This window comes from Parvimonas parva (assembly GCF_016552165.1).
Lineage (GTDB): Bacteria > Bacillota > Clostridia > Tissierellales > Peptoniphilaceae > Parvimonas > Parvimonas parva.
In genome coordinates this window covers 47,781-71,570 of record NZ_JACVDA010000001.1, presented here as the reverse complement: position 1 = coordinate 71,570, position 23,790 = coordinate 47,781, and the positions used below count along the sequence as shown (strand labels likewise).

Genomic DNA, 23,790 nt, shown 5'->3' with positions numbered 1-23,790 from the left:
GGCTTTTAAAAATCTGCTAAAATATTATTGTAAACAAAATTAATACTTTGGAGGTAATTATGAATATATTAGATGTTAAAAATTTAAAAAAGATTTATGGAGGAATGGGTCGTGTTAAGACTGAGGCTCTTAAAGATGTAAACTTTTCCGTTGAGGAGGGAGAATTCATCGCTGTTATGGGAGAGTCTGGAAGTGGTAAAACAACTCTTTTAAATATAATTGCCACTTTGGATAAGGCAACAGAGGGTACTGTTTTAATCGGAGGAAAGAATATCAGCTCTCTTAGCAATTCACAAATTGCAAGTTTTAGACGTGAAAAACTGGGTTTTGTCTTTCAAGATTTTAACTTGTTAGACTCTTTTTCAAACAGAGATAATATCTATCTTCCTCTTGTACTCTCAGGTGTTAAGCCTAGAGAATTGAACGAAAGAGTCGGAGAGATTGCTCCTATTTTAAAGATAAGTGAATTTTTGGATAAATTTCCTTATCAAGTTTCAGGTGGTCAAAAGCAAAGAGTTGCTATCGCAAGGGCAATCATAACTAAACCGGACTTGTTGCTTGCTGACGAGCCAACTGGAGCTTTAGATTCAAAATCTGCCGATGTGGTTATGAAAACTTTCTGCGATATAAATAAAAATGGTCAAACTGTTTTAATGGTTACTCACTCTGTGAAATGTGCCTCTTTTGCTAAAAGGGTAATTTTTATAAAAGACGGTAGAGTTTATCACGAAATTTACAAAGGCGACGATGATAATTTAACTTTCTTAGAAAAAATAAATCAATCTCAAATTATGTTAAACGGGGTGAACGATTATGAACAATAAAATGGCTTTTAAATTTGCTTTTAAAAATATGAGAGCTAATTCTTTATTATTAACTCCATTTTTAATTGCAAGTAGTATTATGAGTGCGTTATTTTTCATAATGTCATCTCTTGGACAAAATAAATATGTTGAAGAAAATTTTGAATACATTCTTATGCTTATAAGATTTGGAAATATTTTAGCCGGAATTTTTACTTTTATATTCATCTTATATGCAAATGGATTTTTAACTAAGAGGAGAAATAAAGAGTTTGCCCTCTACGGAATTTTAGGTTTAGAGAAAAAACATATTGCAAAAATCGTATTTATCGAATATATATTAAACTTTTTTGTAATTAGTATTTTTTCAGTAATTGGTGGTTTCGTCTTAGGAAAATTATCCTTTGTTATACTCAACAGAGTAACAAAAAATATAACTGCAAAAGTAATAGATTATGGCTTTTCAACCCCTTCAGCTATTTTAACGTTCGCTTTTTTGGGAATTACATTCATTTTTATATATTTATTGACAATATTTAAAATCGGGAAATCAACTCCTATCGAATTGCTTTCAAGTCAAAAAAAGGCGGAGGGAGAGCCAAAAAGCAAATTTATCCTTGGAACTTTAGGCTTTATCATCTTGTGCTACGGATATTATATTTCAATAACTTCAGAAGGAAGATTGGAAAGCTTTTACAAATTTTTTCCTGCAGTTATTCTTGTAATATTCGGGACATATCTTCTATTTATAGCTTTTAGTATTTTAATTTTAAAACTGTTAAAGAGAAATAGAAATTTATATTACAAAGCAAAAAATTTCCTTTCAATTTCAGGAATGTTATACAGAATGAAGTCAAATGCAGTTTCACTTGCAAGTATTACGCTCCTTGCAACTTCAATCATCGTTACATTATCCTCAACTTTGACTATAAACTCAGGAATAAAAGAAGTTGCAAAGTCAATCGACCCTCAAGATTTTTTTGTAGAATTTCAAATTGACGATGATAGACAGAAAGATTGGATTGAAATAGGAAATAGAAAAAAAAGAGAAGTTACTGAATTTCTAAATACAATTCTAAAAAATGACGAAAAAATTAAAGATTTGAAAATTTACAAACATATTTCCCTACAACCCGTTTTAAATGAAAATGGAAAACTTGTTCCACTAGGCAAAAAAAGAGCCACAGCTCAATATTTATTCGTTGAAATACTAGATGAGTACAACGAAAAAAACAATACAAATTACACTCTAAAAGATGACGAAGTTTTATACTCATCAAATTTAAAAAGTCTTTACAAACCTGATAATTTAGAATTAGCAGGTCAAAACTACAAATTAGTAAAAATCCCTGATGAAACTCCAAAACACATAGCTGCCGATTCAATTAAAATTATAGTAAAAGACGATGAAACTTTTGCCAAAATGGAAAAAGCGTATGAAAAAGGAGCTGGATATTTTTATTACCTAAGATTCTCTTTTGATACCGAAAATGTAAAAGATAAAGGTGAATTTTTTGAAAGATTACAAAACAATTTTACCTATCGTGATACAGACAAAAAAGATGGTATGAGAATACGCTTTTCATCAAAAGAAATAAATAAAAAGATTATGTATGAAATAAATGGAGGATTTTTATTCTTAGGAGCAATAATTTCTCTAATCTTCATAACAGGAACTATTTTAATAACTTACTACAAACAAATCTCAGAAGGCTTTGAGGACAGACAAAATTACCAAATAATGAAAAATGTAGGACTTCCGGACAAGATGATTAAAAAAAGCCTTAGAACACAAATACTTTGGATATTCTTCTTACCACTCATCGTTGCAATGACACATTCAGCCTTCGCATTTCCAATTCTTTACAATATGCTAAAAGGACTTGGATTAAACAATTCAAAACTATTTGCAATGAACTTCGGGGTAGTCGTATTAGCCTTTACAGTTTTATACTTTATAATATACACAATAACTTCAAGAATATATTACAAAATTGTAAAATAATACTCGATGTGGATATCTTTATATAAACAATCAAAAATCACTGTGAAAATAGTGATTTTTTTGCTTACTTGAAATATAAATTTATCTGTGATAAAATACTTTTGAAATTTATTTTTAATGCGGAGGGGATTATTTTGAAAAAAATTTTTTTATTTACTATATGTTTTATTAGTTTAATGATATTGCCAAAAAGTATTTTTGCTCAAGATAGAATTCATGTTATAACTGTTTCACTTAGCTCAGATGCTATTATTTTAGAAAGTGATGGTCATTTTGCGATGATTGATACCGGAGAGGATTATGAATATCCTGACGGTTCAAATCCAAAATATCCTTTTAGAAAAGGAATCACTACTAATCCTAATGACATAACTGAAGATAGATTATTTGATAAAATAAATGAGCTAGGCATTACTAAATTCGATTTCATTATCGTAACACATTCACATAGCGACCATATAGGTGCTTGTCATAAGGTAATGAAAAAAATTCCTACTGAAAAACTTTATTTGAAAAGATATTCTGATTCAAGAATAACTGATAAGGCTAGGTTGTGGGATAATTTATATGGATATGATAAAGCCTTACAATCAGCAAAGGAAAATAATGTTAAAGTTATACAAGATATTTCAAAAAAAGATTCTGTAATTAATCTAGGAAATATGAAAATTTCTATGCTCAATTATGAAAATGAATATGAGCCTAATCTTCCAAAAGAAGATAAAAATTTAAAAAAAGTTTATGATGATAATTTTAATTCCATTCTTTCTATAGTAGAAGTTAATGGTAAGAGATTATTTTTTGGAGGAGATTTACAAAATGATGTTTATGGTTTAGAAGATAAATATGCTCCGTTAATCGGAAAAGTAGATTTTATGAAATTTAATCATCATGTAGATACAGCTAAATCAAATTCAAAAAACTTTATAAATACATTAAATCCAAAATATATGTTAAAAACATCTAATTATAATGTAGCTGATAATTATCTTAAATTTTTAGATTCTAAAGGAATTAAAGTTTTAAATGCCGGAAGAAATGATGTTACAGCTTTAACTTTTGAAATTACTAGAAACGGAATTAACGATATAACAAAAGTAAAGTATGGTGTTTATAAAGACGGAAATAAATTAAAATTCAAAAATTGGAAAGGTGAATACACAAGTGGTTGGGAGTTCTCTAGAGATAATTGGTATTATGTAAGAAATGGTTCAGTTGTTATTAATGAATGGATTGGTGACTATTACTTAGGTAAAGATGGAAAAATGCTAACTAACACTACTACGCCTGACGGTTACAGAGTCGATAAAAATGGAAAGTGGATAGAAGAAAGACAAGCAACGTGGAAAAAGAACGATACAGGTTGGTGGTATGAATACTCTGATGGAAGTTATTTAAAAGAAGAATGGAAATATATTAGTGGAAGTTGGTATTATTTCAATTCCGAAGGATATATGGTAACAGGTTGGAAACTATTAGGAAATGATTGGTTCTATCTTAAAGATAGTGGTGCTATGGCTGAGAATGAATGGATTGGTGACTATTACTTAGGTAAAGATGGAAAAATGCTAACTAATACTACTACTCCTGACGGTTATAAAGTTGATAAAAACGGAAGATGGATTACAGGAGCTTGGAAATCATATAATGGTATTTGGTGGTATGAATACTCTGATGGAAGTTATTTAAAAGAAGAATGGAAGTATATTAGTGGAAGTTGGTATTATTTCAATTCCGGAGGATATATGGTAACAGGTTGGAAACTATTAGGAAATGATTGGTTCTATCTTAAAGATAGTGGTGCTATGGCTGAGAATGAATGGATTGGATATTACTATCTAGGTAAGGGTGGCTATATGCTAACTAATACTACTACTCCTGACGGTTACAAAGTTGATAAAAACGGAAGATGGATAAAATAAAAAAGGGGGCTATCCCCTTTTTTTGTTTTCGTTTAAGTAATTCTTAGCATCTTTAAAAATTTTTTGTTTTTTAAATCCAAGAACATTCTAAATTACGTTTATTTTTAACACAATCTCTTAAATATAAATTAATCAAGGTTTGATATGGAATACCTGTACTTTCAGCTTGATTTTTGAAATATATGATAGTATCTTCATCAAGTTTTATTGTTACTTGCTTTTTAATTAATTTTGAATAAGGATTTTTTCTAGGATTTAATTTTCTAATATCATATTCTTTTCTCATACTATCAACTCCTTAAATTCCATTTTTGTAAATTTCTTGTTCTGTTCTAGTTGCTTTTCTTGCAGAAATTATTCTAATTTTTTCATCTGCTCCACGATAACAATGGCTAACAATACAAACTCCTTTTTCATTACTCATTCCAATTATTAAAAATCTTTCTTCGTCAAGTGAGTGATCAGGGTCATCAAAAAGAATAGCCAAATCATCTTCAAATACTGATTTCACTTGTTCAAAAGATATTCCGTGTTTATTTTTATTTATTTGATTTTTTGTTTCATCCCATTCAAAAATCATTAAATCACCAACTTTCAACCATTGTATTATAATTATATCATAATTATAATATATTTACAAATTAAATCATTTATCCATATAGATTTCAATCTTATATGGAAATATTTATAAAATTATTCTTTCAAAATTTAAATTTATCTACCTTAAATCTACTCTTAACCACAAAATTTTGATGTTTTTTTACTGGAATTTTTTGTTCTCGTTTAAGTAATTCTTAGCATCTTTAAAAAAGCTAAAAACTATTAATAAAACTATTATTCCTATCGGAAATGCTGAAATAATAGCAATGGATTGTAAACTATACATAGATTTTTCCATAAATATCAATGAAATTGGAAATAGTATAAATACTATTGACCAAAAGACTTTTACTAATCTATGAGGTTCTTCGTTTATTGGTAATTTTTTATATGAATATGATGCTATTACCATTGTTAATGCGTCAAATGTTGTTGAATAAAAAGCTATCATAGTTATAACCAACAACAAAAGTCCTATTTCGGTAAAAGGTAATGTGTCAAAAATTTTAAGGATAGCATCTGAATGACTTCCTCCGTTTGATATAAATCCTGATATATCAATTCCTTTTTTTAATTGTACACTCATTCCATAATTTCCAAGAATTATAAATGAGGTAAAGGTTCCTAAAATTCCCCAGGAATATCCACCTAGAATTGTCTGTTTAATAGTTCTTCCTTTTGAAATTTTTCCGATGAAAAACGGAGTTGCAACACACCAAACCATCCAATAAGCCCAATAATAAATTGTCCAATGTTGTGGAAATGAAGTTTCTCTAAGTGGGTCCATCCAAGTTGATAATCCGATAAAATTTTGTAATAAATTTCCAACTGCACTAAAACCTGTCTCTAGAATATATCTTGTTTCTCCTCCTAAAAACAAAAAGTAAAATAGTAGTGCAAAGAAAAAATATGAACAGAAATTTGCAAGTGTTGAGATTCCTTTCATTCCAAATAAAACTGCAAAAGTATATACAAAGGCAATCAAAAGCAAAATTAAAACGGTTAAAATGGTACTGTTTTGAATGTGAAAAACTTTTGCTATTGATGAAGATAATAATGGTGTTGCAAGTGAAAAAGTAGTCGCCGTTCCTGCTATAAGTGCAAAAACTGCTATCAAGTCTATAATCTTACCAACAATTCCATCAACCTTATTTCCCAAAATTGCTCTACAACCTTCTGAGAATTTTTGTTTTTCTCTTCCTCTAACATGTAACATAAAACCAAAAGCTACTGCAAGGATTATGTAAAAACTCCAAGCTATTGGCCCCCAATGAAATAGCGGATAGGTAGATGCCCATTTTTGAATTCCACCCATATTTTTAATATGTGCTTCATTTGAATATAAAGCCCATTCACATAATGAATAAAATAGAATATCTGCCGCCATTGTGGATGTAAAAATCATAACTCCCCAAGTAAAAGATGAAAATTCTATCTTATCGTCTTTTTTTCCAAGTTTTATTGTCCCATATTTTGAAAAAGCAATATACAAACTGCAAAGAAGTATTCCAACACCTAAAATTGCATAGTAAATTCCAAAATCATCACCTAAAAATGTTCTTATACTTTCCAAAACAAAAGTAGAACTTTCAGATTGAAATAAAAATAATATACTTACTATTACAACTCCTACCAATGGAACAATCGTAGCTATCCAGTCTATTTGATTCTTTAAATTATTTTTCATATTAAAAATCCTCTCCTAATAATTCTTTTACAATCTTATAATAATCTTTGGCATATCTGTATTGTTTAAGAGAATACTCTCCAAACTCGACACCAAAATCTAACTTATACTCACACCAATTACTCCAAAGTAATCCGCAACAAGCAATATATGCATAAATTTTTATTTTAGTATTTTTGAGAACAGATCCTTCAAAGTATATATCAATCAAATTATCAATCTGTTTTTTATCGTAAAGAGAGTATATGCAAAACATTGCAATATCTATATCCGGATCTTGCATAGAGGCATATTCCCAGTCGATTAAACGAAGTGATGAGTCTGTTGAAAACAAAAAGTTATCACAATTTGCATCAATATGAGCTAGACATTTAGTTTTTACATTTTTTTCTATAAAATCTTTTAAAGAAAAAATTTTTTCCTTTGTATCCTTGTAATCAGAATAAATAGATTTTTTATTTTTCCATAAAGATTCATAAAAATTTATTTTTTCAAAAATATCAAATTCGTGATTTACTTTTAAATTCAAAGAATGCAATAGCTTTATTTTTTCCATACATTTTTTTAAATCATCATTATTTTTGTCATCACAAGTTCTTGAATTTTCAATAAACTTTGTAATTTTATAGCCGTTTTCGGGATTGATATAAACTAAATCATCACAAATTCCTTTATCTTTTATAACAGAATACACTTGGGCCTCTTGCTTTCTATCTATAAGTTCTGAAGTTCCCTCTCCTGGAATTCTCATAATATATTTTTCACCTTTAACGGTAAATATAAATGAACGATTTGTCATTCCTTTTTTTAAAACTTTAATTTCCTTAATATCTTCAATTCCAACATTTAAACAATCACATATTATATTTATCGCATCTGTTTGCAAATTATTAGAACCGCTGTCAATTTCTCTTAGCTGTTCGTAAGTATTTATTTCAAAATATTTTTTTGAACTAACAAGTTTTGGATAAATTAAAAATTTATTATCCTTAATCAATGCACTTTCCCAAAATAAATTTCTATTTTTATTAAATTTAACTAAATCAGATACTCTTTTCTTTACAAAATCAGCCTCTTTTCCACAAAGATAAGAAATCCCAATCATTTTATTTCCATTTTCCGTTTCACTTGCAGAAACAAGATTGTTTTTCTTATTTACCTTTACAGTACTATTTTCATCAAGCTCATCTGTAACCATATACCAAGAATATGTTTCAACTTCATTAAATGGATTTTCCTTACACAAAATATCACAAGGAATTATATATGAATTATCTAAATTTTCCAAAACCAAATTTAATGAAAATAAATTATTTTTAGTAGCATACTCCGGATTAATAATAAGTTCAACACCAAATTTATCTATTAAATACTCAAATTTTTCCTTTAAAAAACCTACAACAACAAATATCTTATTTATTCCTTTTTCCTTTAATTGCCTTATAGTTCTCTCTATTAAAACCTCTCCATTAACTTCAAGCAGAGCCTTTGGCATTTCTAAATTTATAGGTACCATTCTCATACCGAAACCTGCGGACAAAATAATGGCACTTTTTGGACTGTTATCTTTTATTAATTTTTTTGAAATATTTGTCAAATTGATATTTTCATCAATATATTCATTTTCCAATAAATTTTTTATAGCCTTATTTACAGCTCCTAGAGAATATCCTGTTAACTTTGACAATTCTCTTTGATTAGTATATTTATTTTTATAAATATGCTTTAGTATATCTAAATCAATTCTGTTCATAAACACCTCTTAATATTACTTTATGAACATTATATATTAAATATTACTAAAAGTCAACAAATTTTATCTAAAATTGAATAATAAATTTAAAAAATTATAAAATTTTTTTGCTTTAAAATTCTAATAACAAATATTTACAATATCTTAATTAAAATAGTAGCTTTTTTTAATAGAATTTTACCAATATTTTCACAAAATATGAAAAAATTTCCCATTTCTGTTGAAAAAATATCTATAAAATGATAAAATAGTTACCAATGGTTTATATTTTAATTTAGAATGGAGAATTTTATGAAAATAGAAAATATGATTTTATTGGTGTTGGACATTCAAGAAAGGCTAATGCCGGTAATAAAAAATAATGAAAGAATAATAAAATACACAGATATTTTGATTAAGGCTTGTAAAGAGCTTAACATCCCGATAATTTATACCGAACAATATCCTAAGGGGATTGGAGAAACTGTTACAGAAATTAAATCCTCTTTGTTAGATGCAAATGCAAAATATTTTTCTAAAAATTGTTTCTCTGCTTATCCGATTATTGAAGATGAGCTTTTGAAACTTAAAGAAAACGGAAAAACTTCTATAATCGTTACGGGTGTAGAAACTCATATTTGTGTTTATCAAACAGTTAGAGATTTAAAAGAGCATTTTGAAGTTTTTGTTCCTTTTGAAACTGTCGGCTCAAGAAGTGAAGAAAATTTTAAAAATGGCTTGGATTTAATTAAAGAATTGGGTGTAAGTGTTACTAATGTTGAAACTATCCTTTTTGATTTGATAAAAACGTCAGAGCATAGTAGTTTTAAGGTAATTAGTAAATTAATAAAATAGGGAGAGCGTTATATGAAAAAGAAATTTATAATAACTTTTGTAATATCTTTAGCTTTATTTGCAGGAATATTTTGGGTAGCTAATAAAGTTTTAGATGTTATGGAAGTTACTTCAAAGGTAGAATTTTTAGGCCATGATTTAGGCGAAGGCAACATTATTGAGCAAGTTGTTGATAATGAACTTTTATTTTTAGTTCTTGGACTTGATAGCGATGACTTTAGTGGTGCTACTACTGAGCAAAACAGAACAGATACGATGATTTTAGCAAAAGTTAATTTTGAAACGGGAAAGGTAGATATTTTATCCATCCCTCGTGATTCAAGAGTTATGGTTAGAGGACAGTTAGACAAAATTAACCACGCTCATCACTTTGGCGGTCTTAAACTTGCTATGAAAACTACAAGAGATTTCTTAAACTTGGATATTGACTACTATGTAAGAGTTAATTTCTTCTCAGTTAAAGATATTGTAGATGTACTTGGCGGTATTGAAGTAGATGTTCCTGTTCAAGTTGACGTAGCAGAAGATAATGTTCATTTAAAACCGGGTAAACAAGTTTTAAATGGAAAGCAAGCTCTACAATTTGCAAGATTTAGAGCAGGATATGCTGAAGGAGATATGGGACGTGTTAAATCTCAACAATTAATCATAAAAGCTCTTGTAAAAGAATTGACTAAACCTAAAAATCTTGCGAAAATTCCTGAAATTTTAGATGTTGTAAAGAAAACTGTAAATACAAATATTCCTTTCTCTACAATAGCAAAATCAGCTTTAAAAGCAGGTAATTTAAATGTAGATAAGATGAATACACAAATTGTTCCGGGTGAACCTGCTTATATAAATAATATAAGTTATTTTATTCCAAACCGTTCAAAATTAAATACAATTGTTAAAGAAATGTTTGGTGATTATTTAATTAATCAAAATAACGGCTCACAAATAAATACTAATAAAAACAAAAATACAAACAACAATACTAATAATAACAACAATAACAATTAATTAGGTTAGATATGGAAAACGAAAGAAAAAAAGAACATATAGAAAATTTTTTAAAGAGTAATTTTAAATCGAACACTTTGTTTGAAAATGTATATATCGAACACTTTGCATTAACAGACTTAAACTTCGATGAAATCGACACTTCGGTTGAATTTTTAGGAAAAAAACTATCTTTTCCACTTCTTGTAAATGCAATGACAGGGGGCGCTGAAACTTCTTTTGATGTGAATGAGGATCTTTCAAGACTTTGTAAAAATTTCAATCTTGCATTTGAAGTTGGTAGCCAAAAGGTAGCTCTAAAAGATGAGGAGCTTGTTGAAACCTTTACGGTGGTAAATGATGTACTGGACAAGAAAAATATTTTAATTTCAAATCTTTCTGCATTATCAAGTCTTGATGATGTCAAAAAAAGCATTGAAATGATTAATGCTGATGCAATTTCTCTTCACCTAAATCCCGCTCAAGAGATCGTTCAGTTTGAGGGAGATAGAAATTTTTTCGGTATTTTAGAAAATATTGAAAATATTGTAAAAAATATTGATGTACCGGTAATTGTAAAAGAAACGGGCTGTGGCATCTCAAAGAAAACTTGTGAAAAACTACTTAGCGTTGGAGTAAAATACATTGATGTAAGCGGTTTTGGTGGAACAAATTTTATTGAAATCGAAGATTTAAGAAGAACAGACTTGGACTTTACAAATATTTACAGTTGGGGCATACCGACTGCAAAATGTATCATAGATTGCAGAAAAATTTCTGATGATTTTACATTAATCGGCTCGGGTGGAATAAAAACCGGAGAGGATATTGTAAAAGCAATCGTGCTTGGTAGCGATATAGTTGCCATTGCAGGAGAAATATTAAGATATTTAATCCATGGAGGATACAAATTCGCAGAAGATTACTTAAAATCTTTGATATACCAAACAAAGATGATTATGTTACTACTTGGAGTAAAAAATATCGAAGAATTAAAAAAAGTTGAATATAAAACATTTGGAAAATTAAAAGATATACTTTAAAAGAGAGCTGATTAGCTCTCTTTTTGTGTTTATGTCAAAGTATTTTGACTTTAAGATACCAATTTCGACCGTAGTAAATCTTATTTTCCAATACAGAAATTTGAAAATATATTGTCCAGTATATTCTCTGAAATATTTTCTCCGATTATTTCTCCAAGTGATTCATAAGAACGTCTTAAATCAACTTCACAACAGTCGATGGGTACCATATTTTTAATATCTCCATAGAAAGATTTTAAAAATTCCAATGAAGTTTTAAGGCTGTTTTCATGTCTAACATTTGTGATTAATGCCTTATCTTTTATTTCTATTTTTCCATCGAAGAACATATCTATAATTGCCTGTTCAAGTTTTGAAATGCCCTCATTTTTAAGTGCGGAGATTTCTATAAGCTCAAAATTAATTTTTTCTTTTAATTTTTCTACATTCAAATTTTTATCCAAATCAACCTTATTTAAAATTCCAATAGATTTAGTTGTATTTGCAAGATTTATTATTTTTTCGTCTTCTTCGTCCAATTCTCTTGAAATGTCGAACAAAACTAAATTCAAATCTGAATTTTCGCTCGCCTCAATTGACTTTTGAACACCGATTTTCTCAACTACATCTGCAGTTTCTCTGATACCTGCAGTATCGTTTATATTTAATTTGATTCCGGCAAGTTCAATATCCTCTTTAATTAAATCTCTTGTAGTTCCTGCAATATCTGTTACGATTGCTCTTTCTTGTCTTAGGATTCTGTTAAGTAGAGAGGACTTTCCAACATTCGGCTTTCCGATTATTGAAACATTTATCCCGTCTTTTAAGATTTTTCCCTTGTTTGACTCTCCAAGCAGACTTTCCATATCGCTTATTAAGTTTTCAGTTTTTAAAATTACATTATCAAGTGGCAATTCCTCTTGCATATCTTCTGTAAAATTTATAGAATACTCTACAAAACTCAAAATATCAAGAAGTTTTTCTCTAAATTCTTTAATTTTCTTACTTAAATGTCCCTCTAATTGATTGATAGCGCTCTTATGAGAAAATTCAGTCTTTGCCTTTATTAAGTCGATAACACCTTCAGCTTGAGAAAGATCGAGACGACCATTTAAAAAAGCTCTTTTTGTAAATTCTCCCTTTTCAGCCAATACCGCTCCATTTTCAAGACATAGATTTAAAACTCTTTTAAGACAGACAATCCCTCCATGAGTGAAAATTTCAACAACATTTTCTCTAGTGTATGTATGAGGTGCAAACATAAAACAAGTCATAACTTCATCAACAAGTTCTTCTTGGTCGTAGATATGTCCGTATTTCATCATTCTGTTGGAGTTTTTATCTATTTCTTTTTTATCAAAAGGAATAAAAATCTTTTTTACAATATCTATTGAATTTTCTCCACTTAATCTTACAATGCCAATACCGGCCTCTCCGGTAGCAGTTGCAATAGCAACAATAGTATTTTCCATATTTTCTCCTTCAACGGGTGGGTGCCCGGGAATATTGTTTCACAATAAAGCAAAAGAACGCCTAAACGTTCTTTTTTGTTGCATATTAAAATTTAGGTTTTATTACAACCTTTCTATAAGGTTCATCACCTTCGCTAACTGTAAATACACCTTTCATATTGTGTAAAGTTGCATGAACAATTCTTCTTTCGTAAGCATTCATAGGTCTAAGTCTCATAACTTTTCTATACTTAATAGCTTTTTTAGCAAAAGTCATAGCCATTTCTCTTATAGATTCTTCTTTTCTCTTCTTATATCCATTTACATCTAAATAAACTCTTTTTTCTAAAGAAGTATTTCTTCTGGCAAAAATATTTAAAATGTATTGGATACTTTCTAAAGTTTCTCCTGATTTTCCGATTAACATCTTGAAATCTTCAGATTTTTCAATATCTATACTGATTGCTTCTTCATCTTCACTAAAAATTAGTTCGCAATCTGTTCCCATTTTTGAAATTAAATCTTTTAAGAAAACTTCTAATTTTTCTATATCTTCATTTTTATCTATATTGTTTTCTTCTTTACAACAAGTTTCTTTAGACATTTCTATTTTTTCATCTTTTAATGTAACTTCAACTAAAGCATCTCTTGAGCCAAAGCCAAGAAAACCGCTCTTTGGTTTTTCAATTACATTAACATCAACACAAGAAATGTCAACTTTTAATTCATCTAACGCAAGTTTTACAGCTTCATCAATAGTTTTTGCTGATTTTGTAACGCTCATCATTTGCCCCTTTCTACTACTTACTTTCTTTTCTATTTTCATAAGCAGTTAAAGCTAATCTTAATAGAATTTCAACAACATTTGTACATGCCCAGTAAAGAGCAAGACCTGCTGAGAAACTTCTAGCTGAAATAAATATTATCAAAGGAAATATGTATTTCATAGTATCCATAGATTTTGCAGCAGGGTTATCTTGTTGGTCCCTATTGCTCAAATCAAGATAAATATATTGAGTAACAGCATTTATCAAAGGAAGTCCATATAAAAGTGGGTCCGGTGCAGATAAATCCTTTATCCAAAAGAAATTTTTCATAACATCAGCATTTGCATTCCCAAAGATATATAACAAAGGTTCTCTCATTACTGAGAACATAGCTAAAACTAGAATCAAGTTGAAAACCATAGGTAGGCAACCACCTAATTGTTTAATTCCATGCTCCTTATTGAACTCCATAAGCTTCATATTCATAGCTTGTTGGTCATGTTTATATTTTTCTCTTATCTTTTGTTGTTCTTTAGCAAATTTTGCTTGAATCTTTTGATTTTTTATAGTACTTAAAAATACAGGGAAAAGTACAACCTTAAAAATTATTGAAATTATAATAATACTAATAGCTAAATATGAAATACTAGCCGGTTCAGTAGGTAAAATTGACGCTACCCCTTCATAAATAAATTTCAATAATGACCCCATTAAATTTCTTAAAAACGCCATTAATTCCTCCTATTTTAGTGGGTCATACCCACCTTTTCCAAAAGGATTACATCTTAAAATTCTCCATATAACTAAAAAAGTCGCCTTGAAAAAATTATATTTCTGATATGCTAAAATCGCATATTCCGAACAAGTTGGAGTAAATTTACACTTACCAAAACCCAAAAGTCCTGAAATATATTTTCTATAAAACTTTATAAGTAAAATCATTAATCTTCTCAATTTAAAACCTTCTTCAAAGCACAATTTATAAGTCTTAATAAAGACTTCTCAAGTTCAATGTAATCAATCTCTAAAGTGTTTTTTTTCGGTAAAATTACCATTTCATAACCTAAACCTAAATCGCACACATTAAGTCTAATAATCTCTTTTATTCTTCTCTTAATCAAATTACGCTTGTTTGCCTTTCCAAACTTTTTAGTAATGGAAACCCCAAACCTAGCTCTTTTTTTATTTGTTGGTCTAATAAAAATAGTGAATTCCTTATTCCAAAAATTCTTACCACGTCTATAAACAGTTTGAAATTCTCTATTTTTTCTTAATCTAATTTCCTTTTTCATACATCATCTTTCTATACATTAAAAAGCACAAATGTGAAGTTTAGAAAAAGGCCACACTAATGTTGGCCTATGCTGATAAAACTTTTCTATTTTTAAGTCTTCTTCTCTTTAATACAGTTCTACCTGCTTTTGTACTCATTCTTTTTCTAAAACCGTGAATTTTACTTCTTTTTCTTCTATTTGGTTGATAAGTTCTTTTCATTATAGATGACACCTCCTTGTTATAATCACCTTTAGGTTATTTAATAAAACACTACCATAAATTATAATCTATTTAGAGTGTAATTGTCAAGTAAAAATACAAAAAAATTACAAATTTTTATACAGATTCAAAGCAAAATTTTTAATTCAGAATACAAGTATTTACATTTAACAAAAAAGATGATATCATTAATTTAAAGTGATATTGGAATTTATTGAAAATAAAAGATTATATTTATAAAGTTTTTGGAGATAAAAAATGAAAAATAATTATACATTTAGAAAATTAATAAGAATACTCTTTTTGCTTTTTATATTTTTGATTGTATTTTATAGTTTACATATAATGCAATAATAAAAAATTAAATCATTTGCTTTTTGCAAGTGGATTTTTTTGTGGAAAAAAATATTTTTAAGGTAATTTTTTGATTAATTTTAAAAATATTTCCAATTTGCGTATTAAATTTAGTTAAAATAAAAAGTTTTACTGTATCAATTTTGTTAAAAAATAGATATTTAACTATTCTTTTTATAAAACATAAGAATTTTTATATGATAATATCAATATATATTAATATTGTTGATTAAAATTTGTATATTATGCCATTATGTCTTGTAATTGGGTTTTCTTTACCTTATTAGTATATCATATTTTACAAAAAAATATAAGTATTTACAGTTAATTTTAAATATGTTATAATAAAGGTGCAAATATAATACAATAATTTTATAAAGTGTATAATATTGGAGGTTACTATGTTTACAAATTTTCAAAGGTACAAAAACGGAGACGCCTGTAGTTTTACTATTTAAATTCAATCTTTTATAATTTAACTGCAATTGATATTTTTAAAAAATCAGTTTTGACAAAAATATTTGAAAAATAAAAATTATGATTACAACAAATGTTGTACTAAAATTTTAGGAGGATTTTTATGAACATCAAAAGGAAACTTTGTTTATTATTAGTACTGTCTTTGGGAATTACTCCAATTTTGACTTCTATAAATAAATCTACATCTTTTGCTAAAGAAAGCAAAACTACTATTGATGAAAATATAGCAAAAAAATTAGGTGTAGACCCATCAGATGTTGAATTTTCTAATATTGATATTGATGCTGTTAACAGAATTCTTTCAAATGACCAATATATGTTTGATGATCATATTGGTATACCATCTGAATCTATAGAGACAACTACTTTTACTTGGAAAGAATTATTATATATGTATAATATTCAACAAGCTTTATATGATGCACATGTAGATGCTATAACAGAAACAGAGTGCAAATTTTTAATCTCTTCGCTTATACAAGGTGCAAGTTCTTCTATCTTAAGTATACTAAAAAAAACATTTGGAGCTAAAGTTTCAATTATCTATATTCTTGCCACATTACCTCCAAAATTACTTGGAATTAGCGAAAAACGTGTCATGACTAGATGGCTAAAGGACGGAAGAGATTTGTTATATAAAGCCTTAGATACAAAGAAGCGTGAAGTTACTATAAAGTATGTAAAATTAACTTGGAAAACTTCAGGACACAGTATAATAACGGGAGGACTTATTTTAAAATAAAATGTATAATTCAATATATAGTCTAATAAAATACGTTGGAGGAAGTCTGTTTATTATTTTAACTTTTATAAATTTTAATTCTTTTATTGAGTTGATAAGGGATGAAACATTAAAAAAAAGTAATAAAAAATATTTAATATTTATAACTATAAATATTATATTAATATGTATTTTTAATTTTTTATTAATACTTTATATTTTTTATGAAAATATATTTAAAAAATAAAATTTTCAGATAAATACATTGGTATTATTTTGGACTGTGAAATTTCATAATAAATATTTTTTAATCCACTTGCAAAATGTGAGTGGATTTTTTATGCAAAAAAATTTTTAACGTAATATTTTTGTTTATATATTTACAATAATTTGCACATTAAATGCAATAAATTTGAGTTTTTTTTGTATTTTTGGTATAATTTAACTGTGAAAGAATGTTTAAATATTTAAAAATTTTTTAGAAAATTATCTATAAATTATTTTTTACAAAATCGTAATATGTGGATAAGTGGAATAAAAATGTGGATAAATTGTTTATTATTTTTTAATAAATTTTGAAAAATTTTTTAAAATTTGTATTTTTAAGCATTTTTTTATAAACAGGATAACTTTTAAATGTTTGTGGATAACTTTTAAAAATCTTTAAATAATTTTTTTGAAACAGTTTTTAAATGTTTAAATTTAAAGCTTTTAAAAATTTTATTCACTGTGGATAAATATGTTAATAACTTTTTTATGAGGAGTAATTTATGTTTGAGAATGAAATAATGGTTGATAGTTTATGGCTTGAGGTTTGTAATGAATTAAAAACAAAACTTGGGGAAAGCCGATTTGCTACTTGGATTGACGTTTTAAAGCCAATTTGTTATGTGGATAACAAGTTGATGGTGCTTTGTCAATCGAATTATATTAAAAATTTTATAAATGGTAATTTTAAGGAATATATTGAAGATGCAATAAATAACCAACTTTTTCCTTTGACTCAAGAAAAATCCGAGCTTTTACCTGTTGTTGCAACAGATGAAGTCTATTTAAATGCGATTAAAAATTCAGGTGGACAAACTTCGTTTTTTACAACTAGTAGTGAAAAGGGGACTAAAAAAGGAAAGTTAAAGAAGATTTCTTCTTCAAATAATTCTTCTTCTTTTCCTGATAAATTTACTTTTGACAATTTCATAAAGGGTAAAAATAACGAGTTTGCAATGGCTGCAGCTGAGGCGGTTGCCAAAAATCCTGCCGGAACTTACAACCCACTTTTCATTTATGGAAACTCAGGACTTGGAAAAACTCACCTTATGAAGGCAATAGGATATGAAATTCAAAAACATTTTGATTGTAAAGTTTTATACTTAAGTAGTGAAAAATTTACGATTGATTTGATTGATTCAATTAGGGATAAAAATCAAAATTCCGAATCTGAATTTAGGAAAAAATACAGAAATGTTGATGTTTTGCTTATTGACGATATTCAATTTATCGCCGGAAAAACTGCAACTCAAGAGGAATTTTTCCATACTTTTAATGAATTATACAGTAGAAATAAGCAAATTATCATTTCATCTGATAGACCACCTAAGGAAATCAAAAATCTTGAGGACAGGTTAAAAAGTAGGTTCAATATGGGCTTAACAGTTGATATTCAACCACCTGATTTTGAAACTAGAATGGCTATTTTACAAGATAAAATTAAATATGAGCCGATAGCTTTGTCGAATGATATTTTAGAATTTATCGCAATGAATATAAAGACGAATATCAGGGAGCTTGAGGGAGCTTTAATCAATGTTTTGGCACATTACAAGCTGAAAAAAGATGCTCCGATGACTGTTGATTATGTCAAAGGAATTTTATCTGAAAAGTTAAATGAAATGAATAAAAAAGAATTGAATATCGACTTGATTAAAGAAACTGTTAGTAATTACTTTAAAATAGAAATTTCTGATTTAAGCTCTAAAAATAGAGCGAGTTCAATCGCTTATCCAAGACAGGTTGCGATGTACCTTTGCAGAAATATGTTAGACTGTGCTTTGGGAAATATAGGTTCTGCTTTTGAAAAGGACCATACGACTATAATGCACGGTGTTAAGAAAATTGACGAAAAGATAAAGACGACAGAGTCCGTAAGACAAGATGTAGAGAACATAAAAAAACTTTTAGAAGATTAGTAAAGCCTGCTAAAGTTAAGTAAAGTAGCGTGTTCAAAAATCCTTCGACTCACTCGTGGCTAGAAATGAGCTAAGAGTGTAAGAGAATGGTAATGTAATATGTTACAAAAAAGTAATTTTTGTTTTAAGGAAATTTTTAGTTATTCAACTTATACTGTTTAAAAGTCGGTGGATAAGTTGTTGATAACTTTTTATAAAATTTTTGTTGTTAATTGTGTTAATAAGTTTGTGATTAATCTGTAAGTTATACAGTAGTTATACAGTCGGGAAATGTGTTGATTTGAATGTTAAAGAGGGATATTTGAGTTATCCACAGCCCCTACTACTATTACTACTAAATATATATATTTTTATGTATGAAAAAAGGAGAATATGATGGAAATAAAGATAATGCAAAACGAACTTTTGAGTTTGATAAATATATCTTTAAGAGCGATAAGTTTAAAAAATAATACTTCTATATTAGAAGGGATTTTATTTATCGCAAAGGATAATAAATTAACTTTAAAGTCAACTGATTTAGAACTTGCTATCGAAACGTCAACTGATTGTAAGGTTGATAAGGACGGAGAAGTTTTACTTAATGCAACTATGATTTCTAATATAATAAGAAAATTACCTAATGATGAGGTAACTATAAAGGTTGATAGAGAAAAAGTCTTTATTCAAAGTGAAAATTCAAAATTCAATATTATTGCAATGGATATTTATTCATATCCTGAATTTCCAACTTTTGAAAATAAGGTTGATTTTACTGTTCAAGAAAATTTACTTAAAGTTGCTACTAAGCAAACTATTTTTGCAGCAGCGATTGATGATTACAGAATTGTTTTGAATGGTGTTGATGTTGAAATTGAAAACAAAAATGTAGATTTTGTTGCTCTTGACGGTCATAGAATTGCAAAGAGAAGTTTTAAAATTTCAGAAAATGTTGAAAATAAGGTAATTATTCCTCCGAGAGCTTTAAATGAACTTTCAAAGATTGTTCCGGAAGGTTCTATTGTAGGCGTTTCTTTGGTTAGAGGAAGTGCAATTTTCACTTTTGAAAATACAATCTTTTCAACTAGAGTAATAGAGGGAGAATATTTAAATTACAGAGCTCTATTCTCTTATGAGCATAAGACTAGGGTAGTTGTTACAAGACGTGATTTGATAAATGCGATTGAAAGAGCGAATATTATCTACAAGGCTGAAAAAGGCGATTTAGTTACTTTCAGCATTGACGATACAAGTATTTTAGTTGAGGGTTCTTCTGAAATTGGAGATTTAAAAGATATTATCGACATTAAAAAAGAGGGAGATGACTTAAAGATTGCCTTTAATTCAAAATATGTTTTAGAGGGTCTAAAGACAATCGAACAAGATACTGTTGTAATAACATTTAACGGTAGAGCCGGAGCTTGTATCATAAGACCGGAAGATGAAAATATTAACTATACTTATTTAGTTTTACCGGTTTTACTACAAGATTATCAATATTAGGAGTTTAAAATGGAAGAAATTTTTATTGAAACCGAATTTATAAAACTTGACCAATTATTAAAATTTGCAGGGATTGTTCAAACGGGAACTGATGCAAAATACTTCATTTCTGAAGGGTTGGTTTTAGTTGACGGTGAAGTTGAAACAAGACGTGGAAGAAAAATCTATGATGGAATGATTGTTAGAGTAATGTTAGAAACTGAAGAAACTGTAATTGTTAAAAAGAGGTAAGTTTGATAGTTGAAAAAGTACATTTAACCAATTTTAGAAATTTAAAGGATATTTCTTTTGATTTTAAGGAAAATATAAATATCTTGGTTGGTAAAAATGGAATTGGAAAGACGAATGTTTTAGAGGCGATTTATTTTTCTCTTGTTGCATCAAGTTTTAGAGCTGTAAAACAAGAGGATTTTATAAGTTTTAAAGAGAATTTTACAAAGGTTGATACCTTTGTTAAGGAAAAGGGATTTGAAAATAAAATTTCTTTTTTATACACAGACGATAAGAAAAAAGTTTTTAAAATAGATGATATTAAGCTAAAAAGTGTAAATGAGCTTTATGATTTTTCAAATGTTTTAGGATTTTTCCCTGATGAGCTTAGAATCATTATGGAAAGTCCGAATTACCGTAGAAATTTTTTTGACAGCTTTATTATGAAAATGATTAAAGGCTATAAACAAAAGTTGAATATGTATAGAAATGTGATTTTTAGAAGAAATTTACTTCTAAAAGGAATGAATTTGTCAAGTTTTTATAAGCAAGAGATGAATGCTTTGACAAAAAAATCTGCACTTTTATGCTATGAGATTGGCTTAGAGAGAAAAAAGATGATTGACTTAATAAATAGAGAAATAAATTCCATTCATCAAAAGTTAGCAGGAGAAACTCTTTACATAGAGTATGAGTCAATTTTATCTGATTACAATAAGTCTGAAAGTGAGTGTTTAAAGGAAATTTTAGAAAATTTTTCAAAGTCTTATAAATTTGATTGCGAGAATAAAACTACAAATTTTGGAGTTCACAAAGAGAATTTTAAATTTATTTTAAATGGAAATGACGCGAAGAGTTTTTCTTCACAAGGTCAAAAGAGAAATATTATAATTACAACTAAAATGTGTCAAAAAAATATCTTTGAAAAGTTTAAAGGTGTAAAGCCTATTATCTTGCTTGACGATTTGTTCAGCGAGCTTGATGAGAATAGAAGATATGAGATTTTAGACTATTTAACTGAAAATCAAGTCTTTATAACGACGACTGATTTGTCATTTGTAAATAATTATAACAATGTAAATATCATAGAAATGGAAAATGTTAGAAAGGGAAGATATGAGTAAAGAAAAAATTAGAGATTATGGTGCGAAAAATATTAAGGTTTTAACCGGACTTGAGCCTGTTAGACTTAGACCTGGTATGTATATCGGTTCAACAGGGGCAAAGGGACTTCATCACTTGGTTTACGAAGTTGTTGACAACAGTATTGATGAGGCTTTGGCCGGTGTTTGTGATACGATAACTGTTAAGATTTATAAAGACAATTCTGTTAGCGTTGAGGATAATGGTAGTGGTATTCCGGTTGAAGTACATCCACAAACCGGAAAATCAACTCTCGAAACAGTTTTGACTATTCTTCATGCAGGTGGTAAGTTTAACAATGATGCTTATCAAGTTTCAGGTGGACTTCATGGTGTTGGGGTTTCTGTTGTAAACGCACTTTCAGAATGGCTTGTTGCCAATGTTAAGAGAGATGGAAAACTTTATGAGCAAAAATTTTCAAGAGGAGATGCGACTTCAAAATTAGAAGTTGTTGGAACTTCAAAAGAAAATGGTACAATTATAACTTTTAAACCAGATAGCGAAATTTTTGATACAACTATTTTTGAAAAAGAAATTTTAAGAAATAGATTTAGAGAAATGGCATTTTTAAATAAGGGTGTTAAGATTGTTTTTACAGATGAAAGAGAAGATTTTAATGAAACTTTCCATTATGAAGGTGGAATTAAGTCATTCGTTGAGTATATGAATAGAAATAAAAATGCACTTCACAGTGATGTTATTTACTTCCAAGGCGAAAAAAATAATTCACAAGTTGAAATTTCAATGCAATATACAGACGGATATTCTGAAAATATTTTAACATTTGCTAACAATATTCACACTCCGGAGGGTGGAACTCACTTAGTTGGTTTTAAAACTGCCCTAACTCGTGCGATAAATGACTATGGAAGAAAATATAATCTAATAAAAGATAAGGACTCAAACCTTCAAGGTGATGATACGAGAGAAGGTCTTACAGGTATTGTTTCAATAAAGCTACCAAATCCACAATTTGAAGGACAAACTAAGGCTAAGCTTGGAAATAGTGAGAGTCGTGGGATTGTTGAAACTTTCCTTTATGATAACCTAATGACTTTCTTGGAAGAAAATCCAAAGGTTGGTAAAATCATTATAGAAAAGGCGCAAAACAGTGCAAGGGCTAGAGAGGCTGCAAGAAAGGCGAGAGATTTAACTCGTAAAAAATCTATCCTTGACAATACAACTCTACCCGGAAAATTATCCGACTGTCAAGAGAGCGACATTTCTGTAAATGAAATTTATCTTGTCGAAGGGGATTCTGCCGGTGGTTCTGCAAAACAAGGTAGAGATAGTAAATTCCAAGCCGTTTTACCACTTAAAGGTAAGATTATGAATGTTGAAAAGGCAAGAATAGATAAGATTTTAGGTTATGAAGAAATAAAATCAATGATTACTGCTTTTGGTACAGGAATCGGAAAAGATTTTAATTTAGATAATTTAAGATACGGAAAAATAGTTATTATGACCGATGCCGACGTTGACGGTGCGCATATTAGAACACTTATTTTAACTTTCTTCTATCGTTATATGAAAGAATTAATCGAACAAGGTCATGTTTATATCGCTCAACCACCACTTTATGGAATCATCAAAGGGGTTAAGGTTGTAAAATATTGTTGGACTGATGAAGAATTACAAACAGGTTTAGATGAACTTGGTCGTGATGCTCATAGAATTCAAAGATATAAAGGTCTTGGGGAAATGAACCCTGCACAACTTTGGGAAACTACAATGAATCCTGAAAACAGACTTTTCCTACAAGTTAAAATCGATGATGAAGAGCTTGTTTCAATAGACGAAACTTTCTCAACTCTTATGGGAGATAAGGTTGAGCCAAGACGTGAGTTTATCGAACAAAATGCTAAATATGTTAAGAATCTTGACGCATAGGAGGA

Annotated in this window: 22 protein-coding genes; 12 read left to right on the top strand and 10 right to left on the bottom strand. The window is 28.4% G+C overall.

The features are described from left to right. The first annotated feature begins 59 nt into the window (after positions 1–59). The 3 genes from IBJ83_RS00290 to IBJ83_RS00280 all read left to right on the top strand — a co-directional run bounded on the left by IBJ83_RS00290 (position 60) and on the right by IBJ83_RS00280 (position 4,730). Positions 60–824: an ABC transporter ATP-binding protein gene (locus tag IBJ83_RS00290; protein WP_201274884.1), complete on the top strand. Its 765-nt coding sequence runs from the start codon at positions 60–62 to the stop codon at positions 822–824. Next, positions 814–2,808 (top strand): ABC transporter permease, encoded by a 1,995-nt coding sequence (locus IBJ83_RS00285; RefSeq protein ID WP_201274883.1) that lies wholly within the window; start codon positions 814–816, stop codon positions 2,806–2,808. The genes IBJ83_RS00290 and IBJ83_RS00285 overlap by 11 nt, the downstream gene beginning before the upstream one ends. Before the next feature lie 134 nt (positions 2,809–2,942). After that, a complete protein-coding gene (locus IBJ83_RS00280; protein WP_201274882.1) occupies positions 2,943–4,730 on the top strand; it encodes an MBL fold metallo-hydrolase in 1,788 nt (595 codons plus the stop codon). A 70-nt stretch (positions 4,731–4,800) separates the two neighbouring features. Here IBJ83_RS00280 and IBJ83_RS00275 read toward each other — a convergent pair whose 3' ends face one another. The 4 genes from IBJ83_RS00275 to IBJ83_RS00260 form a co-directional block, all read right to left on the bottom strand. Then, on the bottom strand, positions 4,801–5,016 hold the full coding sequence (locus tag IBJ83_RS00275) for a BrnA antitoxin family protein (protein ID WP_057257280.1): 216 nt from the start codon (positions 5,014–5,016) through the stop codon (positions 4,801–4,803). Between the two features lie 12 nt (positions 5,017–5,028). Then, the gene (locus IBJ83_RS00270) at positions 5,029–5,310 is read right to left on the bottom strand and encodes a BrnT family toxin (protein ID WP_201274881.1); all 282 of its coding nucleotides are present in this window, start codon (positions 5,308–5,310) and stop codon (positions 5,029–5,031) included. Positions 5,311–5,490: 180 nt separating this feature from the next. Continuing rightward, positions 5,491–7,017: a BCCT family transporter gene (locus tag IBJ83_RS00265; protein ID WP_201274880.1), complete on the bottom strand. Its 1,527-nt coding sequence runs from the start codon at positions 7,015–7,017 to the stop codon at positions 5,491–5,493. A 1-nt stretch (position 7,018) separates the two neighbouring features. Next, positions 7,019–8,770, bottom strand: a complete 1,752-nt coding sequence (locus IBJ83_RS00260; protein ID WP_201274879.1) for an NTP transferase domain-containing protein — start codon at positions 8,768–8,770, stop codon at positions 7,019–7,021. Positions 8,771–9,061: 291 nt separating this feature from the next. Between IBJ83_RS00260 and IBJ83_RS00255 the strand changes: the two genes are divergently transcribed. The 3 genes from IBJ83_RS00255 to fni are packed head-to-tail and all read left to right on the top strand — an operon-like array spanning position 9,062 to position 11,628. Continuing rightward, positions 9,062–9,604 (top strand): isochorismatase family protein, encoded by a 543-nt coding sequence (locus IBJ83_RS00255; protein WP_201274878.1) that lies wholly within the window; start codon positions 9,062–9,064, stop codon positions 9,602–9,604. Between the two features lie 12 nt (positions 9,605–9,616). Further along, positions 9,617–10,606, top strand: a complete 990-nt coding sequence (locus tag IBJ83_RS00250; protein ID WP_201274877.1) for an LCP family protein — start codon at positions 9,617–9,619, stop codon at positions 10,604–10,606. An 11-nt stretch (positions 10,607–10,617) separates the two neighbouring features. Further along, positions 10,618–11,628, top strand: coding sequence for a type 2 isopentenyl-diphosphate Delta-isomerase (gene fni / locus IBJ83_RS00245; RefSeq protein WP_201274876.1), 1,011 nt, complete (start codon positions 10,618–10,620; stop codon positions 11,626–11,628). An 80-nt stretch (positions 11,629–11,708) separates the two neighbouring features. Here fni and mnmE read toward each other — a convergent pair whose 3' ends face one another. The 6 genes from mnmE to rpmH form a co-directional block, all read right to left on the bottom strand. Beyond that, positions 11,709–13,079, bottom strand: coding sequence for a tRNA uridine-5-carboxymethylaminomethyl(34) synthesis GTPase MnmE (gene mnmE, locus IBJ83_RS00240; protein ID WP_201274875.1), 1,371 nt, complete (start codon positions 13,077–13,079; stop codon positions 11,709–11,711). 85 nt (positions 13,080–13,164) lie between these two features. After that, a complete protein-coding gene (jag, locus tag IBJ83_RS00235) occupies positions 13,165–13,842 on the bottom strand; it encodes an RNA-binding cell elongation regulator Jag/EloR (RefSeq protein WP_201274874.1) in 678 nt (225 codons plus the stop codon). Between the two features lie 16 nt (positions 13,843–13,858). Next, the gene (locus tag IBJ83_RS00230) at positions 13,859–14,557 is read right to left on the bottom strand and encodes a YidC/Oxa1 family membrane protein insertase (protein WP_201274873.1); all 699 of its coding nucleotides are present in this window, start codon (positions 14,555–14,557) and stop codon (positions 13,859–13,861) included. Positions 14,558–14,566: 9 nt separating this feature from the next. Then, positions 14,567–14,767: a membrane protein insertion efficiency factor YidD gene (yidD, locus tag IBJ83_RS00225; protein ID WP_068473624.1), complete on the bottom strand. Its 201-nt coding sequence runs from the start codon at positions 14,765–14,767 to the stop codon at positions 14,567–14,569. A gap of 8 nt (positions 14,768–14,775) precedes the next feature. Continuing rightward, positions 14,776–15,117, bottom strand: coding sequence for a ribonuclease P protein component (gene rnpA, locus IBJ83_RS00220; RefSeq protein WP_068473299.1), 342 nt, complete (start codon positions 15,115–15,117; stop codon positions 14,776–14,778). A 67-nt stretch (positions 15,118–15,184) separates the two neighbouring features. After that, on the bottom strand, positions 15,185–15,319 hold the full coding sequence (gene rpmH, locus IBJ83_RS00215; protein ID WP_068473295.1) for a 50S ribosomal protein L34: 135 nt from the start codon (positions 15,317–15,319) through the stop codon (positions 15,185–15,187). 934 nt (positions 15,320–16,253) lie between these two features. Here rpmH and IBJ83_RS00210 point away from each other — a divergent pair. The 6 genes from IBJ83_RS00210 (at position 16,254) to gyrB (ending at position 23,785) form a co-directional block, all read left to right on the top strand. After that, a complete protein-coding gene (locus tag IBJ83_RS00210) occupies positions 16,254–16,895 on the top strand; it encodes a hypothetical protein (RefSeq protein WP_201274872.1) in 642 nt (213 codons plus the stop codon). Between the two features lie 749 nt (positions 16,896–17,644). Beyond that, complete coding sequence (gene dnaA / locus IBJ83_RS00205) at positions 17,645–19,060, top strand: chromosomal replication initiator protein DnaA (RefSeq protein ID WP_201274871.1); 1,416 nt, start codon at positions 17,645–17,647, stop codon at positions 19,058–19,060. A 375-nt stretch (positions 19,061–19,435) separates the two neighbouring features. After that, a complete protein-coding gene (gene dnaN / locus IBJ83_RS00200; RefSeq protein WP_201274870.1) occupies positions 19,436–20,542 on the top strand; it encodes a DNA polymerase III subunit beta in 1,107 nt (368 codons plus the stop codon). A gap of 9 nt (positions 20,543–20,551) precedes the next feature. After that, on the top strand, positions 20,552–20,773 hold the full coding sequence (gene yaaA / locus IBJ83_RS00195) for a S4 domain-containing protein YaaA (RefSeq protein WP_201274869.1): 222 nt from the start codon (positions 20,552–20,554) through the stop codon (positions 20,771–20,773). Between the two features lie 2 nt (positions 20,774–20,775). Continuing rightward, complete coding sequence (recF, locus tag IBJ83_RS00190) at positions 20,776–21,876, top strand: DNA replication/repair protein RecF (RefSeq protein ID WP_201274868.1); 1,101 nt, start codon at positions 20,776–20,778, stop codon at positions 21,874–21,876. Continuing rightward, positions 21,869–23,785, top strand: a complete 1,917-nt coding sequence (gene gyrB / locus IBJ83_RS00185; RefSeq protein WP_201274867.1) for a DNA topoisomerase (ATP-hydrolyzing) subunit B — start codon at positions 21,869–21,871, stop codon at positions 23,783–23,785. Before recF ends, gyrB begins: the two co-directional genes overlap by 8 nt. Positions 23,786–23,790 lie beyond the last annotated feature (5 nt).

Coding starts and splice junctions, on each gene's coding strand:
- IBJ83_RS00290 (WP_201274884.1), top strand. CDS start 60: ATGAATATATTAGATGTTAAAAATTTAAAAAAGATTTATGGAGGAATG.
- IBJ83_RS00285 (WP_201274883.1), top strand. CDS start 814: ATGAACAATAAAATGGCTTTTAAATTTGCTTTTAAAAATATGAGAGCT.
- IBJ83_RS00275 (WP_057257280.1), bottom strand. CDS start 5,016: ATGAGAAAAGAATATGATATTAGAAAATTAAATCCTAGAAAAAATCCT.
- IBJ83_RS00270 (WP_201274881.1), bottom strand. CDS start 5,310: ATGATTTTTGAATGGGATGAAACAAAAAATCAAATAAATAAAAATAAA.
- IBJ83_RS00265 (WP_201274880.1), bottom strand. CDS start 7,017: ATGAAAAATAATTTAAAGAATCAAATAGACTGGATAGCTACGATTGTT.
- IBJ83_RS00260 (WP_201274879.1), bottom strand. CDS start 8,770: ATGAACAGAATTGATTTAGATATACTAAAGCATATTTATAAAAATAAA.
- IBJ83_RS00255 (WP_201274878.1), top strand. CDS start 9,062: ATGAAAATAGAAAATATGATTTTATTGGTGTTGGACATTCAAGAAAGG.
- IBJ83_RS00250 (WP_201274877.1), top strand. CDS start 9,617: ATGAAAAAGAAATTTATAATAACTTTTGTAATATCTTTAGCTTTATTT.
- fni (WP_201274876.1), top strand. CDS start 10,618: ATGGAAAACGAAAGAAAAAAAGAACATATAGAAAATTTTTTAAAGAGT.
- mnmE (WP_201274875.1), bottom strand. CDS start 13,079: ATGGAAAATACTATTGTTGCTATTGCAACTGCTACCGGAGAGGCCGGT.
- jag (WP_201274874.1), bottom strand. CDS start 13,842: ATGAGCGTTACAAAATCAGCAAAAACTATTGATGAAGCTGTAAAACTT.
- IBJ83_RS00230 (WP_201274873.1), bottom strand. CDS start 14,557: ATGGCGTTTTTAAGAAATTTAATGGGGTCATTATTGAAATTTATTTAT.
- yidD (WP_068473624.1), bottom strand. CDS start 14,767: ATGATTTTACTTATAAAGTTTTATAGAAAATATATTTCAGGACTTTTG.
- rnpA (WP_068473299.1), bottom strand. CDS start 15,117: ATGAAAAAGGAAATTAGATTAAGAAAAAATAGAGAATTTCAAACTGTT.
- rpmH (WP_068473295.1), bottom strand. CDS start 15,319: ATGAAAAGAACTTATCAACCAAATAGAAGAAAAAGAAGTAAAATTCAC.
- IBJ83_RS00210 (WP_201274872.1), top strand. CDS start 16,254: ATGAACATCAAAAGGAAACTTTGTTTATTATTAGTACTGTCTTTGGGA.
- dnaA (WP_201274871.1), top strand. CDS start 17,645: ATGTTTGAGAATGAAATAATGGTTGATAGTTTATGGCTTGAGGTTTGT.
- dnaN (WP_201274870.1), top strand. CDS start 19,436: ATGGAAATAAAGATAATGCAAAACGAACTTTTGAGTTTGATAAATATA.
- yaaA (WP_201274869.1), top strand. CDS start 20,552: ATGGAAGAAATTTTTATTGAAACCGAATTTATAAAACTTGACCAATTA.
- gyrB (WP_201274867.1), top strand. CDS start 21,869: ATGAGTAAAGAAAAAATTAGAGATTATGGTGCGAAAAATATTAAGGTT.